Origin of the sequence: Micromonospora sp. RTGN7 (genome assembly GCF_033804645.1) — a bacterium.
GTDB lineage: Bacteria > Actinomycetota > Actinomycetes > Mycobacteriales > Micromonosporaceae > Micromonospora.
The window spans coordinates 102,718-118,094 of sequence record NZ_JAPZLF010000001.1; the positions used below are offsets into that span (position 1 = coordinate 102,718).

The following is a 15,377-nucleotide window of genomic DNA, read 5'->3' on the forward strand; positions in this document are numbered from 1 at the left end:
GTCATTCTGGGAATCCGCCGGGCAGCAATCGCGTGCCGACGCGGATTCCCTGATCGCCCATCGCCACCTCGGTGCGCGGGCCGCCGTCCGCACCGACGGTGACCGGCCGGAACACCGACGGTGGACGGCGAATGGACCAGCGGGTGGCAGGTTCTGCGGCAACCACCTGACACCCCCGGGAGGAGGAACCGTGAAGAAGATCGTCGTCCGCAAGCCTGGCACCGTCCGGCTGACCACCGCCGCCACGTTCTACGACAACCCGCTCTGCTGGCCGTTCTGAGCCGGCAGGACCGCACACCGGGGCCTGGACCGTTGGCGACACAACGGTCCGGGCCCCGGCCCCACCGCCGGGGAAGGCCGCCATGTCGCCCGTACCATCCACGCTGCTCCTGCCGCTGCGCGTGCATCCGCTGACCTACCTGCCCGACGGGGACGACGTCGTGGTCGGGCGCACCGACGTCGACTCGTTCGGGGTCTTCCCGCCCGACGGCGCCGAGCTGCTGCGCCGGATCGCCGACGGAATGCCACCGGCCGAGGCCGCGGACTGGTACGCCGAGACCTACGGCGAACAGGTCGACCTGGCCGAGTTCCTGGGCGTCCTGTCGGAACTGGACTTCCTGGTCGGCGACGACCAGCCGGCCGCCACCGCCGCGCCGTTGCGCTGGCAGCGGCTGGGTCGCTGGCTGTTCGCCCCGCCCGCCTGGATCCTGTACGCGTTGCTGCTGGCCGGCGCGGTGGCCGCGATGGCGACCCGGCCGCGGCTGGTACCGCACATCGACAATCTGTTCTACACGGACTACGTCACGGCCCTGGCGCTGACCGTCTTCCTCGGCCAGATACCGCTGATCCTGGTCCACGAGAGCTTCCACGCCCTGGCCGGGCGCCGGCTGGGCCTGCGCTCCACCCTGCGGATCAGCCACCGGCTACACTTCCTCACCTTCGAGACCAGCCTGGACGGTCTGGTCGTGGTGCCGCGCCGGCAGCGCTACCTGCCGATGCTCGCCGGCATGCTGGCCGATCTGCTGCTGTTCTCGGTGCTCACGCTGGCCGCCGCGGCCACCCTGCGCCCAGACGGCACGCCGTCTCCGCTGGGCGGTTTCTGCCTGGCGCTGGCCTTCCTGACCGTGCTCCGCTTCGCCTGGCAGTTCGCCTTCTACCTGCGCACCGACCTGTACGGGGTGGTGACCACCGTGCTCGGCTGCCACGACCTGCAGGCAGCGGCCCGTCGGGTGCTCACCAACCGGACGCGTCGGCTGGTCGGGCGCCCCCCGGTCGACGAGTCCGGGCTGCATCCGCGCGACCGCGAGGTGGCCCGCTGGTACTCGTGGCTCCTCCTGGTCGGATACGCGGTCTCGCTCGGCGTGCTGGTGGTAGCGGTGATCCCGGCCACGGTGCGCACCATCGGCATGGCCGGCACCCGGCTGGTGCACGCCGGCCACGGCGGCGCCGCGATCGCCGATTCGCTGATTTTCCTTACCGTCACGGTCGGTCAGTTCGTCCTGGTCGGCGTGCTGATGCTGCGTAACCGCCGGCAACGACGCGCCGCTGCCGGCGTCCGTCACCTGGCCCAGTGAGAGGAGCGCACACGATGGCGCAGCACCTGTGGATCACCGGCGAGCACGCGCACCAGCGCCTCGCGGCCGCCCGCGCCCTGACGAGCGTGCCGCTCGCGGAGCCGGTCGACGCCCACCGGCGCCGGTACGGCCCCTACACCGCAACGAACACGCTCTTCACCGCGCTGATGCCGGACCTGCTGGCGACCATGCCGGACCTGGTGCGCAGGCACGACATCGAAGTGCTGTCGGTCGCCCCGGACCTGCGGCCGCTGGTGCCCGCGTCGCGGGAGACGCTCACCTCCTTGGCGGTGCCGGCCGAACGGACCCGGTTCTACTCCCGGGTCCGCACGCTACGGCTGTCGCACGGCCTCGCCGAGCTGCTCCGCGACTACGTCCGCGCGCTGGGCGGCCCGCGCCGCACCCTGGTCCTGGACCGCCTGGACGAAGCCGACCCGACCGATGCCGAGTTCGTCTTGGTCCTGCTGCGCCGGCTCGACCCCGAGCTGCTCACCGTGGTCGTCGGCACCGGCAGCGGGCCGCTCGACGAGGACCTGGCCGCCGGCCTCGACCGGTACGCGCAGCGGCGCGAAGCGCCGCCGGTGCCCCACCCCGGCCGACTCCCGGCTGATCCGGCCCGGGCGTACGTCGCCTCCGACTGCTGCACCGACGATCCGGCGTTGCTAGCCGCCTATGCCGAGCTGGACCCGGACACCCGGTGTCGACTACACGCCCAACGGGCCGAGGAACTGCTCGACACGGGGCTGCGCTCGCCTCGGCTGGGTGCGGTGCCACACCACCTGGAGCGCGCCGGTGACCCGGCGGTGACGGGGGCCAAGGCGCTGCTGGAGGCGCTGAACTACTGCGTGGACATGGGTTTCTACCATGCCACCCTGGACCTTGGCCGGCGTGGCCGGGCGGTGGTCGACCGGGCCGCCCAGGAGGGCCCGTGGTGGGCGTTCACCACGAAGATGACCACGTCGCTGTCGGCACTGGGTCGTCCCGAGGAGGCCGAGGCGCTGTACGACGAGGCCCGCGCGCTGAGTGTCAATCCGATCATTCACCGCCAGGCCGCTTACGCCACCGCGATGATCCACACCAGGCACCGGGAGCGCGAACACCGCGATCACGTCCGCGCCCGGGCCTGGATCAACCAGGCCATCGCGATCGCCAGCCTTCAGCCGGAGGGCGCCGACCGCAGCTTCTCCACGGTCTTCCAGCAGAACGGGTTGGCCCTTATCGAGATGCACCTGGGCAACCTGCCGGGCGCACTGCGCCTGGTCTGCGAGGGCCTGGACCATCTCGACCGGGAACTCGGCGCTGACGAGCACCGGCTGCACCGCTCGGTGCTGCTGCACAACCGGGCCCAGGTGCTGGCCGCGCTGGGCCGGCTCGACGAGGCACTGGCCGACTTCACCGCGGTGATCGCGGACGACCCCAACTATCCGGAGTACCACTTCGACCGGGCGAACCTGCTGCACCGGCTGGGCCGCGACGACGAGGCACTGGCCGGCTACGCCGAAGCGATCCGGCTCAGCCCGCCGTTCCCGGAGGCGCACTACAACCGCGCCGACGTGCTGGCCGGCCTGGGTGACCTGGACGCCGCGCTGGCCGACCTGGGCTACGTGCTGGAGCTTGATCCGACCAATGCGGATGCGCTGGTCAATCGGGCCGGCCTCTACGCCGCCCTGGACGACGCACCGGCGCTGCGCGCCGACCTGGCCGCCGGTCTGGCCCTCGACCGGGCCAACCCGCACCTGTTGTGCCTGCTCGGTCAGGTGCAGGCCGAGGAGGGCCGGGCCGCCGAGGCAGAGCAGTCGTACCGCCGGGCGCTGGAGGCCGACCCGGATGTGACCGCTGCCTGGTCCGGTCTGGCCGCCCTGGCCTTTGACGCAGGGGATCTGCGGGCCGCCGTCGACCACCTGGACCGGGCGCTGACCGTTGGCGACGACGCGGCGCTGCGGTACAACCGGGCCACCGCGTACCGGGCGCTGGGCCGGTACGACGAGGCACTGGCCGACCTGACCCGGGCTGCCGAGCTGGACCCGGCCGACGCGGATATCCGCCGGGAGCGGGCCGAATGCGGCCGGGCCCTGGCGGGGGCCGGTGGCCGGTGATCGGCCCGCCCGGTCAACCGACGAGGACCCGCCCGTACGCGTCGCGCAGCAGCGCTCCGGGGGTCAGTCCCAACTCACGGTCGAGCAGCCGGCACACCCGCTGATACGCGATGATCGCCTCGGCCCGCCGACCGGCCAGGGCGAGTGCCCGGATCAGCATCGCCCACCACTGCTCGACCAGTGGCTGGTCGGCCACGAGGCGCCGGAGCAGGGTGATCGTGCTGTCCGGACGGCCCGCCGCCAGTTCCGCCTCGACCAGGGCGGCCTGGGTGCCGCGCAGCAGCTCACGCAGGTGATCCCTGTCCGTTTCGGGCAGCATCTCCGGGCTGGTGTCGACCGACTCGGCCGGCCACAGCGACAGCGCGGTGGTGAGCAGTCGGCCGGCCTCGGTCGCGTCCCCGGCTGCCAGCGCCCGTCGGCCCCGGTCGGCCAGTTCCTGGAAGACGTACAGGTCCAACTCGCCGGGCTCAACGACCAGCCGATACCCGCCGGGCCGGCTCTCCAGCCGGTCACCGCCCTGTCCGGCCTGCACCAACAGGGAACGCAGCCGCCACACGTAGGTCTTCAGGTTCCCCGGCGCCGAGCGCGGCGGGTGCCCGCCCCAGACCATCTCTATCAGCCGGCCGACGGCGACCCACTCGTTGCCGCGCAACAGCAGGCTCGCCAGCAGGGTGCGCTGCTTGGCGGTCGGCGCTTCGCGCCAGGTGCCGTCGGTGCCCCGTACCGCGACGGCGTCCAGCACCCGGTAGCGCACCGCGTGACCCAGCCCGCCGACCACTCTCACATATTGACGCATGAAAGTACGTTACCGGCTTCCTGAGACCGGCGGCGAAATTTGACCGGCCCATTCCGGTCACCATTCGGAAACGAACGTCTACGAGGTCTCGCTCAACCGCCTCGACGGGTCCTTTAGCCACAAATCAGGAATCGTTGGCCCATCGACCGATGTGTGCACCGATGTGCCTCCCGATCCGCCGCGAGAGACGACGTGCCGGACCGGGAGCACTCACCTGAACAGCACATTCGCCCGAGATGGCAAGCCCGTTTTCGATCAAGCCCCCGCGCAACACCACAGAGTGCGGGATAGCGGCCCGGCGCGACACAACCCGCCACAGCAGTATCAAATCGGGTATTTGTCAGGCAACCGCAACAGAATCCGTGCCTCCGCGCAAAGGGTGGTAACCCGACGCCGGCAACACCTCAACAACGACCTGGTCGGCGATACGGAGATGACCGGCTGATCGTGGCATGTCACTTTTCGCATGATAACCGGAGATCGATCAACACTCGAATGTCTGATCAATGAAGTGATCTCAACAAGGATTCGGTAGCCAGCGGTATTCGAAGTGGGTGAGGTGGAGGGCGGCGTGGACGAGATCGCCGGTTCCGCCGAACCGGGCTGCGGCGGCGGAGCGGGCGGGCCGTCCGTGGCCGGCGCGGACGGCCCGCCCTTCCCGACCCACCGCACGGACCCTGCACGCTTCCGTCTGCCCCGGAAAGGACCCGTCATGGCCCACGTGTATCGAGGTGGCCAGCTCTACGGGACGGGCCAGCCGGCCCGGTTAACTCCGCACGAGGTGCGCACCCGGACGTTCGACCCGCGTCGGCGCGGCCTCGACGCCGATCAGGTACGCGAGTTCCAGACCCGGCTGGCCGACGAGCTGACCGAGCTGTACGAGGAGGTGCGGCTGCTCGTGCAGGAGAACGACCGGCTCAAACGGGCGGTGCGCGACTGGCAGATCATGCACGCCCAGGAGTGCCGCCCGCCGGAGCAGCAGCCACCCAACCGGGGCCGCTGGTAGCGATGCGCCCCTCCCCCGGCGATCTGCTGACGATCGACGGCCGGGCCTCGGCGCAGTTCGCCGGGGAGCGGGCCCTCACCCTCCGCGTCGTGTCGGTTTCCGACCAGCCGACGTACCACGGCTGAATCTGGCTGACCGGCTACGTGCTCGACCATCGCGGCCTGGCCACCGCCAAACGCGAGATCTACGTCCAGCTCGCCGGCCTCCGCCCCGCCTTGCCGCCTACACCGGGCCAGGCCAGCAAGCGCAGTGCAACTGGTGGGCCGCGCGGAGCGTCGGCACCACTGTCCCGTGCAGGTACGGCGCGGAGGTGAGCCGGCCCCAGTGGTCGGTCAGCCGCAACGCCGACGGATGGGTAAAAGCCGCCACCAGGGTGTCCACGCCCGCAATCCGGGCGCGTTCGAGGTGCGACCCGAGCCGGTGCCTGTGGGTCATGGCCGAGGTGACGGTGCGGTAGACCTCGACGCCCTGCACGATGCACAGCGTCGGTTGGAGTATCTTGACGGTAGCCGACAGGTGCGGCAGACAGTTTCGGCTCATCGTCGGGCTCCCCCGCCCCTTCGTGCTTTCCTCCAGCGTGGCCGAGCAGAGGCGCAGGTTCGCCATGGCGTACGCGTCGAAAAGGTGCACGGACCGGAGGCCGTCCAGCCGGAGCAGCTCGCCGTCCCGGTCCGCGCCCAGGTCCCGCCCGACCGCGAGCCGCAACGCGCTGGCGACGCCGCGCATGTGCAAGTTGCGCGCGGTGAAGGCCAGTGCCGCCGAATCCATCACCTCGGCGTGACGCGCGTCGAGATCAACGCTCTCGCGCGTACGCCCGGTCTCCATGGCGATGACCAGGACGCGCAGCGGCCTACCGTCGAGCCGCAGGTCGTAGTGGTGGCCGACGTGAGAGAGCTGGCCGGCAGAGTAGATGACACCGGATCGTGGTGCTCCCGCCTGGTCCCGGAGCACGCTCCGCCGACATCGTTGGAGACTGCCACAGACACAGTCGCCTGACTCACTGAGCACGTTCGCCGTCAGGTACTGGCGCAGCTTGTCAGTTCGACGACGGGTCGCCTCCGGATCGCTGGCCAGAGGATGCGTGGTGCCTCGCCTATCGTCCGTTGATTTCATACGGATTCTCCCTCCGCAGCGATCTGCTCGATGGTTGCCCGCCGGCGCTGCCGTCGGGTGGGCGGGCGACACGAATGGGCGTGGCGACCGGTCAGAGTGTCCACTCAGCGCGAAGGGCCTCGAGCAGGTCAGCCTGCCGCTTCTGCACTACAGCGGGCGTCCATTCGTCCTCGACCAGCACCTGGACCGTCAAGGCGAACGTGGGGACCCCGCCCTTGCTCTTGAAGTACAGGTTCTTCTTCTTGGCGAAGTCGTAGTTCTGGGCCTGTGAGTTCTTGGTGCGGTTGAGCAGTACGAGGTTGCCGAGGCGGTTGGTCCAGTGCAGCAACTCATCCTCGCCAAAGAGCGCACGCCACTCCGCGTCCTCCTTGGGCCGTTGGGGCAGGACATGCTCGATCGTGATGCGAGGCTGGTCGTAGGTGACGCCGGGGGCCTGGCCGATAATCTCGTCGAGGCGCAGGAGAACGTACCGGCATGCCTTCCCCACCGAGTAGAGGTCGCCGTCGAGCCGGGCCACCGTCTCCTGCCGCTCCTCCCCGGAAAGCTCGAAGGAGGGCGCGGCGAGATCATGGCCATCAGCGAGGTCGCGCAGCAAGCTCGCGTACCGCTGTGCCCGCGGCGTGGCGTAGACGCGTCGAACGAGCATGCTGGCCGCGAGTCGTTCCAGAGAGCGGAAGAACTGGTCGAGCCACGTGGGATCATCACCGTGGTGTCGCAGCGCCCAGAGGGCGGGAGGTCGCCAGTCGTAGTTGTCGAGTTGGGCCAGCCGGCGGAACCAGGCGTTGACCGCCGCGGCGCCAGCGTGTGAGCTATACCCCTGATCGCGGATCTGCGCGAACGCCGCCGCGAACGGTTCGAGCACATCGTCCACAAAGCCGACAGCGTTGGCAGGCAGGTACGAATCGAGAACCTGCTCCGGAAACTCCTTGAGCAACTCTCGTTCCGCCCGCTTCCTGACGAAGATCATCCGGATATGCTGAAAGAGCTCAGCGAAGTCGTCCCGCCCGAGCGCCTGCTCCGCATCCTCCCACCGGGAGGCGTAATCCTCCGCGACGCTCTCGTCCATAGCTCCGATGATCTTCGACTTGAAGATGTCGGCCGGCGACAGGTCGAGGCCTCGGGCGTTCATGACACTGAAGATCCGGTGCGCGCTGTGCAGGTCCGGGGTGCTAACGACGACGAGGAACGTCTGACTGCTCAGCATCTGCAGCAGGCGGAGTCGCGTCTCCTCCGACCAGGTGGACAGCCTCTCGTGCAAAAGCTGCGCGTTCGCTCCGATCGCGACCTGCGCGTCAGTCTTGAAGACATCGCGCTTCATCGTCAAGAGATCAGGGATCTCGCCCGTGGTCTGTACGTGCTTTTCAAAAAAGGCGGCGTCCCGCTTCCGCAGCGACATCCGAGGCTTGGGTGCCAACTTGAGAATGGCGTTTCCAGGTTCGACGATCATCGTGTCCAGCGCGGTCCGCAGCCCTGGGTCGCCGGTCAGGTCCCGCAGCACGGCAAGCAGGATCGTCAGTGTCGTCAGCCGCTGCTGACCGTCGATGACCTCAGCAGGGGCCTGCCCCTTTTGCTTGACCAGCACCACCGAGCCGAGGAAGTAGGGCTCGTCAGAGTTCCGCTCCAGCGCCTCGACGAGGTCATCCAGAAGCTGTCCCGCCTGCTCCTTACCCCAGGCGTACGGTCGCTGGTAATCCGGAATCCGGAAGTCGTAATCCTGACAGAAGATCCGGTGCAGTGGAACCTCGTGAGCCTCAAGCTGTTGCATCGAACCATCTTGCCACCGGTCGAGTCCCTAGGGTACGCCAGGGCATCGTCGTTCGGCAGCCGCCACGAACGCCGATCACTTGACGCCGATCTCATACTGGCGCTGATCGACGCGGCAGACAGATAGCGCTAGAAGCGGCAGGCTCGGACTCGAACTGGGATACATCGGAGGGACAGTCGAAGGCGCCTTGGACGATGGTCCCTCGATTCTGACCCGATGCGAAGGAGGCTGATCTTCATGCCGAGGCGGCAGCTCGTAAAGAGCCGGACGTTCAAGCGAGCAGGCGTATCGAGGACGCGTGACCTGCACGCAGAACATCATGATTCGACTGGATGGGGGATCCAGGGCAATCAGTATCGCCTGATGCCAAGGTGAGGCGAACAGGCTGTGCCAAGTTCTGTCTCAGCGAGATGGCGCCAATCCCGCGTGGCAGCGGCAGCACCTCAGGACGTGGAAAATGCGCTGCGGTGGGCTTCGACGACCAGGGCGTCCGGCAGCGCGATCCACTCGGTGTCACCCACCCCGTACCACCTCGCCGTCCAGCTTGGGCAGCCACGCCGGGTCCTCCATCGGGCTGAGCACCGACACGTCCCCCCGCCCTGCCGCGCCGCGTCGGCCAGTTCGGCGAGCCGGTCCATCGCTCGGTAGCGGGCCAGCAGCACCAGCCCTGCGCTGACGCGCAACTCCGTCCGCAACTCGGGGTGGCCAGTTGCCAGACGTGCTCGGCGAGCCTGATCACCCCCGCGAGTTCCGGTGGCGCGACGTCCGTGCCAAGGACGGTCTCCCAGGGCGGGTTCGGGGCGGCGTCGACCAAGGCGTGCAGGTGGCGCAGGAAGCCGGCGGCCATGCTGATCGGGCGGGCGTCGAAGCGCCGGGCCAGTTCCTCCCGGGCGAGGGCGTACCGTCAGCGCCCGGAACCCGCCGGCGGACCTGGCGCCGGCCAGCCGCGCCTCGGCGCGCATCGCCGCTGCCAGCTCCGGCGACTCGGCGGTCCACCGGCTCGGTGCGGTGGTCGCCGAGAGGCGGCGTTGCATGACCGACACCGACGACGAGGCGTTGCACGGGGGCGGCGGGACGTACCGGTCGCGGTCCCAACGCAGATCGAGGCCGGCCTCGGCGAGCAGCGGGTCCAGCTCCGGGAAGCGGCTGCGCACCCGCTGGGTCACCTGCTCGGGGGTCAGGCCCCGCCGTTCGTCGAGCGCGACGGCGGGAGGCACCAAGCCGGCCTGGGCGAGCCGCAGCGCACGGACCGGGTCGAGGTCGCGCGGGTACAGCTCCAGCCGCGGGATCCAGTTCGAGCCACTGGAGACCAACCGGCCGGTCAGACTTTTGATCTCGATCAGGTAGAGCCCGCCGGGCGCGGTGACCAGCAGGAGCGCCTGGACGTACGCCAGCGCCTCCCGCTCGTGCGCGAACTGCGACGGGGTAACCGTCGTCCACCGGCCTCCTGCGTGCGGGAGATCCTAGGGCCCAACTCTTGGGCTACAGAACCCGCGCCGGCTGGCAGTGCGATCAGACGGACTACAGCCGGGACAGAATGTCGGCCTTCTTGGCAACAAACTCCTCTTCCGTCAGGATCCCCGCATCGCGTAGCTCGCCGAGCTGTCGGAGTTGGGCGATCAGGTCCGTCGGCACAGACACGACTGACGGCGCCGCCGACGGGGACACCACTGGAGGCAGAGTGCTGGTGGGCAGGCCCGCGTAGTGATGGGTGTTCATTCGCTGCTGAACCGCAAGCCTTGCCGCGTTGGCCGTGTCGTTGATGACTGACACAGCCTTTCGCGGCTCCGGGATGTCCTCCAGGATCACCAACTCAGCACCGTTCATCCGCTGGACTTTCAGGAACACACTGCCGATACTGCGGGCCTTCTGCGTGATCGACTGCCGGAGATCCACGTCAACGATGAGGTTGATCGGCACCTGCTGGGCGTTCGTCGAAAGAACGCCCTTCTCGAAGTAGAGCATCGTCGCCGTGAGCTTGTAGCGCCCACCCCCGATACCGGTGATCGGCTGTCCCTGCGCCGCCCAGAGCACCCCAGGTTCCGTAGCTGCTGGTGGGGTGGATGGTCGCGCCGGCGGCGTGACGTTGGCGGGCTTCAGGTCGAGGAACTCGCGTCGCGACGGCGGTACGGTCACCGCTGCCGGCGGCCTCACTGCTGGAAGATTCGCCGACTGTTGAACAGCGATGTCCTCGATGAACAGCTGCCACCCGGCGGGTGGCGCTGGCCAGGACGGATCCGGCTGCCAACCAGCTGGCGGCAACCAGCCTTCCGGGGCAGGTGGCCAACCAGGAGGAGCGTTGAACCGCCATGTCATGACGCTGACCAACCTCACCTGTCGCTACAAGTAACCGTTGGAGCCTAGCCCTGTCCACACTGGACCTCCTCCGCCGAACGACCAGGCTATTCCGTCCGCACTTGGGACGATCTCAGCCATCTGCGGAGACTTGGTCAGCCTATCGGCCATTGGGCCAGCCGTAGCGCCAGGTTGGCACGACGAAGCATCTTTTGTCCGTTGCTCAGCGCCCGCTCCCGGGCGTGTCGCGCCGAGGAACGGCGGACCATCACGCGGTGGCGAGGGCGGCGTAGCGGCCGGCGCGGTCGAGCAGGCCGGCGTGCGTACCGGACTCAACGATCCGGCCGTGGTCGAGCACGGCGATCTGGTCGGCGTCGCGCACGGTGGAGAGCCGGTGGGCGATCGTGATCGTGGTACGTCCCCGGGACAGCTCGTCGAACGCCCGCTGCACGGCGCGCTCGGTCTCGGTGTCCAGCGCGCTGGTGGCCTCGTCGAGGACCAGCACCCGGGGGTCGCGCAGCAGGGTGCGGGCGATGGCCAGGCGCTGCTTCTCCCCGCCGGAGAACCGGTGCCCCCGCGAGCCGACCATGGTGTCGTACCCGTCGGGCAGGGCGGCGATGAGATCGTGGATCTGGGCGGCGCGGGCCGCGTCGGTGATCTCGGCGTCGGTGGCGTCCGGCCGGGCGTACCGCAGGTTCTCCCGCACGGTGGTGTGCAACAGGTACGTCTCCTGGCTGACCACGCCCACGACGGCGGCCAGGTCGGTCAGCCGCAGGTCGCGCAGGTCGACGCCGTCGATGGTGATCCGCCCGGCGGTGGGATCGTGCAGACGGCTGACCAGGGCGGCCAGGGTGCTCTTGCCGGAGCCGGTGTGCCCGACCACGGCCAGGCCGGTGCCGGCCGGCACGTCGAGGGTGATCCCGGCGAGCGCGGCCGTGTCGCTGCCCGGGTAGGTGAAGGTGACGCCCTCGACGCGGACGTGGCCGCGGACCCGGCGCGGGTCGATCTCGACCGGGCGCTCGGGGTCGTCGACCTCGACGGGGAGGTCGAGGTACTCGAAGATCCGGGCGAACAGCGCCATCGAGGCGGTGAGCGAGACGCCCACGTCGAGCAGGCCCATGAGCGGCCGGAACAGCCCGCCCTGCAGGGCGGTGAAGGCGACCAGGGTGCCGATGCTCAGCGTGCCGGCGGAACCGGGCAGGCCGGCGCCGAGGTAGATGAGCGCGGGGATGGCGGCGAAGATGACGCTCATCGAGGCCATCCGCCACCGGCCGGCCAGGTCGGAGCGCAGCTCCAGGTCGACCAGGCGGGCCGACGAGGCGGCGAACCGGTCGATGAGCGCGGCGCCCGCGCCGAGGTTCTTGCTGAGCTGCACGCCGCTGATCGACAGCCCCTCCTCGATGGTGACGTTGAGGTCGGCCAGTTCGCGCTGCCGTTGCGCGGTGATCTCGCGCCGCATCCGCGCGACCCGGCGGGTGAGCCAGATTGCCGGGGGCAGCACCACCAGGGAGATCAGCGACAGCCGCCAGGAGAGCGCCACCATGGCGACGGCGGTGGCGACGACCGTGGTGAGGTTCGACGCGATCGAGGTGGCGGTGGAGGTGACCACCGTCTGCATGCCGCCGATGTCGTTGGTGATCCGCGACTGCACCTCGCCGGTGCGGGTGCGGGTGAAGAACGCGATCGACTGGCGGTGCAGGTGGGCGAAGACGTCGGTGCGCAGCCGGTGCATGACCTGCTGGCCGACGCGGGTGGAGAGCCAGGTCTGGACCACGCCGAGGGCGGCGGTCACGGCGGCGACGCCGACCATGCCGATGACCAGCCAGGCCAGCAGGGTCAGGTCGCGCTCGGGCAGGGCCCGGTCGATGACCGCGCGCAGCAGGAACGGGGACGCCATGGCGACGATCGACGAGACCACGATGATCGCGGTGACGGTGGTGAGTGGCGCTCCGTGTCCGGCGAAGAGCCGGCCGATGCGGCGCAGCGACACCTGCCGGGCCTCGGCCTTCTCGGCGGGGCTGACAGTGCGGGGGCCGCCACGGCCTTCGCGGTGGGTGGGGGGTGTGTCCAAGGGGGGTGCCTTTCCGGTGGGGAACGATAATGCTGAGGGTACCTCATCATGAGGTAGCAACAGGAAGTTCTGCTACCGTATTCCCGTGACCGCCGACGATCATGTGCCTCGGCCCGCCCCGCCCGCCGGAGCGGACGGGCAGAGCGCTGAGGCGGGCGATGAGGGCCTGGCCGAGAGCTTCTGGGCCGTCGCCCGCCGGCTGCGCCGGTTGTCCCGGCAGACCCTGGAGCCCTGGGAGATCAACCCCGGGCACTCCCGGGCACTGGGCGTGCTCACCCGACACGGCGCCATGCGACTCAGCGCGCTGGCCGAGCACCTGCGCATCGCGCCGCGCTCCACCACCGAGGTCGTCGACGGCCTGGAGGAACGCGGCCTGGTCGCCCGCCGCCGGGACCCGGCCGACCGGCGGGCCACCGTGGTCACCCCCACCGACGAGGGGGTACGCGTCGGCGCGGCCATCCACGCCGCCCGGCACGCCGAGGCGGAACGTCTCTTCGGCGGGCTCAGCCCCACCGACCGCGCCCACCTGGCCCGCATCCTGCGCACCCTGCGCGACTGACCGACCTCCCCGCCCCACCCGACTAACCGGCCTCCCCCGCCCCCATCAGCTCGTCAGGAGAGGTGGGGGTGGGGAGGGTGTGGAGGCGGGATGTCAGGTGGGCGCGTTCCGGGGTGTTGGAGGTGTGGGTGATCGCGGACTGGTAGGCCGCACGGGCCTCGTCGGGGCGGAAGAGGCGGCGCAGCAGGTCGGCGCGGACGGCGTGGTAGACGTGGTGGCGGTGCAGAGCCGGGGTCTCGCGGCCCAGGGTGTCGACCGTGGCAAGGGCCTCGGCGGGGCCGCATACCTCCGCCAGGGCCACCGAGCGGTGCAGCGCGGCGACCGGGCTCGGCGCGAGGGCGACAAGGTGGTCGTACAGCTGGAGGATCTGGGCCCAGTCGGTGTCCGGCGTGCCCTCGACCGGCCAGCGGCGCACCGCCTCGGCGTACGCCTCCTGAACGGCCTCCTCGGCGAGGCCGATGTCGCCGAGGAGGCGGACCAGCACGGCGACGGCGCGCCCGTGGCCGGCACGGAAGGCACGCTCGACGTCGGCTGCGGGGTCGGACACGTCGGGTCAGGCCTCACCGGCGAACGGGCGGACCTCGATCGGCAGTGTGGTGGCCCGGGCGTAGCGACGGCCCCAGTGCAGGGCGGCATCGAGGTCGGCGGCGGTGATGATGGTGACGCCGCCGAGATACTCCTTGCCCTCGACGTACGGCCCGTCGGTGATCAGCACCTCGTCGCCTCGGGTGCGCAGCACGGTGGCCGTCTCCGGGGCGTGCAGGCCCTGCCCGAAGACCCAGGAACCGGCCTCGACGAGGTCACGGCGGATCGCCTCGATCTCGCGCATCACCCCGGCGAGGAACACCGGGTCCGGCTGCCCCTGGCCGGCCGGCTGGTACATGCTGATCAGGTACTGCTTCATGCGATCTACTCCTTGGTCCGGGTCGACCCGCGCCGACCTCCACCCTCCACACGATCGGGGCCGGGTGGATTCGACACGCCGCCCGCCTCGGCTGAGGGTTCCGACCGGTGGGCCGTCCCCGCGACCGAACCTACCGGCCGCAGCTTATATAAGGCCTGTCTGATATAACTGTCGGGTGCATGCATTCGACGTGCTGGGCGAGCCCGTGCGCCGGCGGATCCTGGAGCTGCTCGCCGAGGGCGAGCGCAGTGCCGGGGCCATCTGCGACGTGATCCGGGCAGAGTTCGGCATCTCCCAGCCGGCCGTGTCCCAGCACCTGCGGGTGCTGCGGGACAGCGGCTTCGCCACCGTGCGCCCGCAGGGTTCCCGCCGGCTGTACGCGGTCAATCCCGAGCCGCTGCGCGAGGTCGACGACTGGCTCGGCCACTTCCGCCGGTTCTGGACCCCGCCCCTGCACGCCCTCGCCACCGAACTGGCCCGGGGCCGCCGCGAACGCCGGCTGGCCACCGAGGCCGATGACGAACCCGAGAAGAGGAGACCGGAATGATCGATGCCACTCACCAGATCAGCGGGGTGGAACGCCGGGTGGGCAGCCGGGTGCTGCCGGCCGGAGCGGCCCGCGTGCTGACCATCAGCCAGACGTACGACGCTCCGGTCTCCGACGTCTGGGACGCCTGCACCGATCCGGCCCGGATCGCCCGCTGGTTCCTGCCCGTCAACGGCGACCTGCGGCTGCACGGCCGGTACCAGTTCGAGGGCAACGCGGGCGGCGAGATCCAGCGCTGCAACCCGCCGGAGAGCTTCGCCGCCACCTGGGAGATGGGCGAACAGATGAGCTGGATCGAGGTGCGGCTCACCCCGGAACCCGACGACCGGACCCGGTTCACGCTGGAGCACGTGGCACACGTCGACGACGTGGTCTGGGCCGAGTTCGGGCCGGGCGCAGTCGGGATCGGCTGGGACATGGGGCTGCTCGGCCTGGCCACGTACCTGCGCGGCGACGACGGGGGCGACGACATCCGGGAGCAGGGGGCCGCCTGGGCGGCGTCGGACGAGGGGCGACAGTTCGTGGTGACCAGCAGCCGGCACTGGGGCGAGGCCGACATCGCCTCCGGGACCGACCCGGACGTGGCCGCCGCGGCGGCGGCACGGACCACGGCGGCGTACCTCGGAGACCCGGCCGCCTGACCGTCGAGGA

General features: G+C 70.1%; 14 protein-coding genes and 1 pseudogene. 7 read left to right on the plus strand and 8 right to left on the minus strand.

The genetic code is table 11. The features are described from left to right. Nucleotides 1-362: 362 nt before the first annotated feature. Together SNR22_RS00485 and SNR22_RS00490 are read left to right on the plus strand one after the other, a co-directional pair. A complete protein-coding gene (locus tag SNR22_RS00485; RefSeq protein WP_320064189.1) occupies nucleotides 363-1,574 on the plus strand; it encodes a hypothetical protein in 1,212 nt (403 codons plus the stop codon). A gap of 14 nt (nucleotides 1,575-1,588) precedes the next feature. Then, a complete protein-coding gene (locus SNR22_RS00490; protein ID WP_320064190.1) occupies nucleotides 1,589-3,670 on the plus strand; it encodes a tetratricopeptide repeat protein in 2,082 nt (693 codons plus the stop codon). Nucleotides 3,671-3,683: 13 nt separating this feature from the next. Here SNR22_RS00490 and SNR22_RS00495 read toward each other — a convergent pair whose 3' ends face one another. Further along, nucleotides 3,684-4,466, minus strand: coding sequence for an AfsR/SARP family transcriptional regulator (locus SNR22_RS00495; protein ID WP_320064191.1), 783 nt, complete (start codon nucleotides 4,464-4,466; stop codon nucleotides 3,684-3,686). Between the two features lie 712 nt (nucleotides 4,467-5,178). On the opposite strand from SNR22_RS00495, the gene SNR22_RS00500 reads away from it, so the two are divergent. Both SNR22_RS00500 and SNR22_RS00505 read left to right on the plus strand, forming a co-directional pair. Continuing rightward, nucleotides 5,179-5,472, plus strand: coding sequence for a DivIVA domain-containing protein (locus tag SNR22_RS00500; RefSeq protein ID WP_320064193.1), 294 nt, complete (start codon nucleotides 5,179-5,181; stop codon nucleotides 5,470-5,472). Between the two features lie 2 nt (nucleotides 5,473-5,474). Beyond that, nucleotides 5,475-5,687, plus strand: a pseudogene (locus tag SNR22_RS00505) (hypothetical protein); the annotation flags it as partial. Between the two features lie 7 nt (nucleotides 5,688-5,694). On the opposite strand, the gene SNR22_RS00510 reads toward SNR22_RS00505, so the two are convergent. The 5 genes from SNR22_RS00510 to SNR22_RS00530 all read right to left on the minus strand — a co-directional run bounded on the left by SNR22_RS00510 (nucleotide 5,695) and on the right by SNR22_RS00530 (nucleotide 12,716). Further along, on the minus strand, nucleotides 5,695-6,423 hold the full coding sequence (locus tag SNR22_RS00510; RefSeq protein WP_320064194.1) for a hypothetical protein: 729 nt from the start codon (nucleotides 6,421-6,423) through the stop codon (nucleotides 5,695-5,697). 253 nt (nucleotides 6,424-6,676) lie between these two features. Continuing rightward, nucleotides 6,677-8,350: a DUF262 domain-containing HNH endonuclease family protein gene (locus SNR22_RS00515; protein ID WP_320064195.1), complete on the minus strand. Its 1,674-nt coding sequence runs from the start codon at nucleotides 8,348-8,350 to the stop codon at nucleotides 6,677-6,679. A gap of 443 nt (nucleotides 8,351-8,793) precedes the next feature. After that, nucleotides 8,794-9,663, minus strand: a complete 870-nt coding sequence (locus SNR22_RS00520; RefSeq protein WP_320064196.1) for a hypothetical protein — start codon at nucleotides 9,661-9,663, stop codon at nucleotides 8,794-8,796. 208 nt (nucleotides 9,664-9,871) lie between these two features. Beyond that, complete coding sequence (locus tag SNR22_RS00525; protein WP_320064198.1) at nucleotides 9,872-10,486, minus strand: SHOCT domain-containing protein; 615 nt, start codon at nucleotides 10,484-10,486, stop codon at nucleotides 9,872-9,874. A 427-nt stretch (nucleotides 10,487-10,913) separates the two neighbouring features. Next, a complete protein-coding gene (locus SNR22_RS00530) occupies nucleotides 10,914-12,716 on the minus strand; it encodes an ABC transporter ATP-binding protein (RefSeq protein WP_320064200.1) in 1,803 nt (600 codons plus the stop codon). A gap of 85 nt (nucleotides 12,717-12,801) precedes the next feature. On the opposite strand from SNR22_RS00530, the gene SNR22_RS00535 reads away from it, so the two are divergent. After that, nucleotides 12,802-13,275 (plus strand): MarR family winged helix-turn-helix transcriptional regulator, encoded by a 474-nt coding sequence (locus tag SNR22_RS00535; RefSeq protein WP_413775564.1) that lies wholly within the window; start codon nucleotides 12,802-12,804, stop codon nucleotides 13,273-13,275. 22 nt (nucleotides 13,276-13,297) lie between these two features. Here SNR22_RS00535 and SNR22_RS00540 read toward each other — a convergent pair whose 3' ends face one another. After that, entirely contained in the window at nucleotides 13,298-13,822 is a 525-nt protein-coding gene (locus SNR22_RS00540) for a hypothetical protein (protein WP_320064201.1), read from the minus strand. A gap of 6 nt (nucleotides 13,823-13,828) precedes the next feature. After that, a complete protein-coding gene (locus SNR22_RS00545) occupies nucleotides 13,829-14,179 on the minus strand; it encodes a YciI family protein (RefSeq protein ID WP_320064203.1) in 351 nt (116 codons plus the stop codon). Nucleotides 14,180-14,354: 175 nt separating this feature from the next. Between SNR22_RS00545 and SNR22_RS00550 the strand changes: the two genes are divergently transcribed. Then, nucleotides 14,355-14,726, plus strand: coding sequence for a metalloregulator ArsR/SmtB family transcription factor (locus tag SNR22_RS00550; protein WP_320064204.1), 372 nt, complete (start codon nucleotides 14,355-14,357; stop codon nucleotides 14,724-14,726). Next, nucleotides 14,723-15,367 carry an SRPBCC family protein gene (locus tag SNR22_RS00555; protein ID WP_320064206.1) on the plus strand — a complete coding sequence of 215 codons (645 nt, stop codon included), beginning with the start codon at nucleotides 14,723-14,725 and terminating at the stop codon, nucleotides 15,365-15,367. The genes SNR22_RS00550 and SNR22_RS00555 overlap by 4 nt, the downstream gene beginning before the upstream one ends. Nucleotides 15,368-15,377: the final 10 nt, after the last annotated feature.

Coding starts and splice junctions, on each gene's coding strand:
- SNR22_RS00490 (WP_320064190.1), top strand. CDS start 1,589: ATGGCGCAGCACCTGTGGATCACCGGCGAGCACGCGCACCAGCGCCTC.
- SNR22_RS00545 (WP_320064203.1), bottom strand. CDS start 14,179: ATGAAGCAGTACCTGATCAGCATGTACCAGCCGGCCGGCCAGGGGCAG.
- SNR22_RS00485 (WP_320064189.1), top strand. CDS start 363: ATGTCGCCCGTACCATCCACGCTGCTCCTGCCGCTGCGCGTGCATCCG.
- SNR22_RS00495 (WP_320064191.1), bottom strand. CDS start 4,466: ATGCGTCAATATGTGAGAGTGGTCGGCGGGCTGGGTCACGCGGTGCGC.
- SNR22_RS00500 (WP_320064193.1), top strand. CDS start 5,179: ATGGCCCACGTGTATCGAGGTGGCCAGCTCTACGGGACGGGCCAGCCG.
- SNR22_RS00515 (WP_320064195.1), bottom strand. CDS start 8,350: ATGCAACAGCTTGAGGCTCACGAGGTTCCACTGCACCGGATCTTCTGT.
- SNR22_RS00555 (WP_320064206.1), top strand. CDS start 14,723: ATGATCGATGCCACTCACCAGATCAGCGGGGTGGAACGCCGGGTGGGC.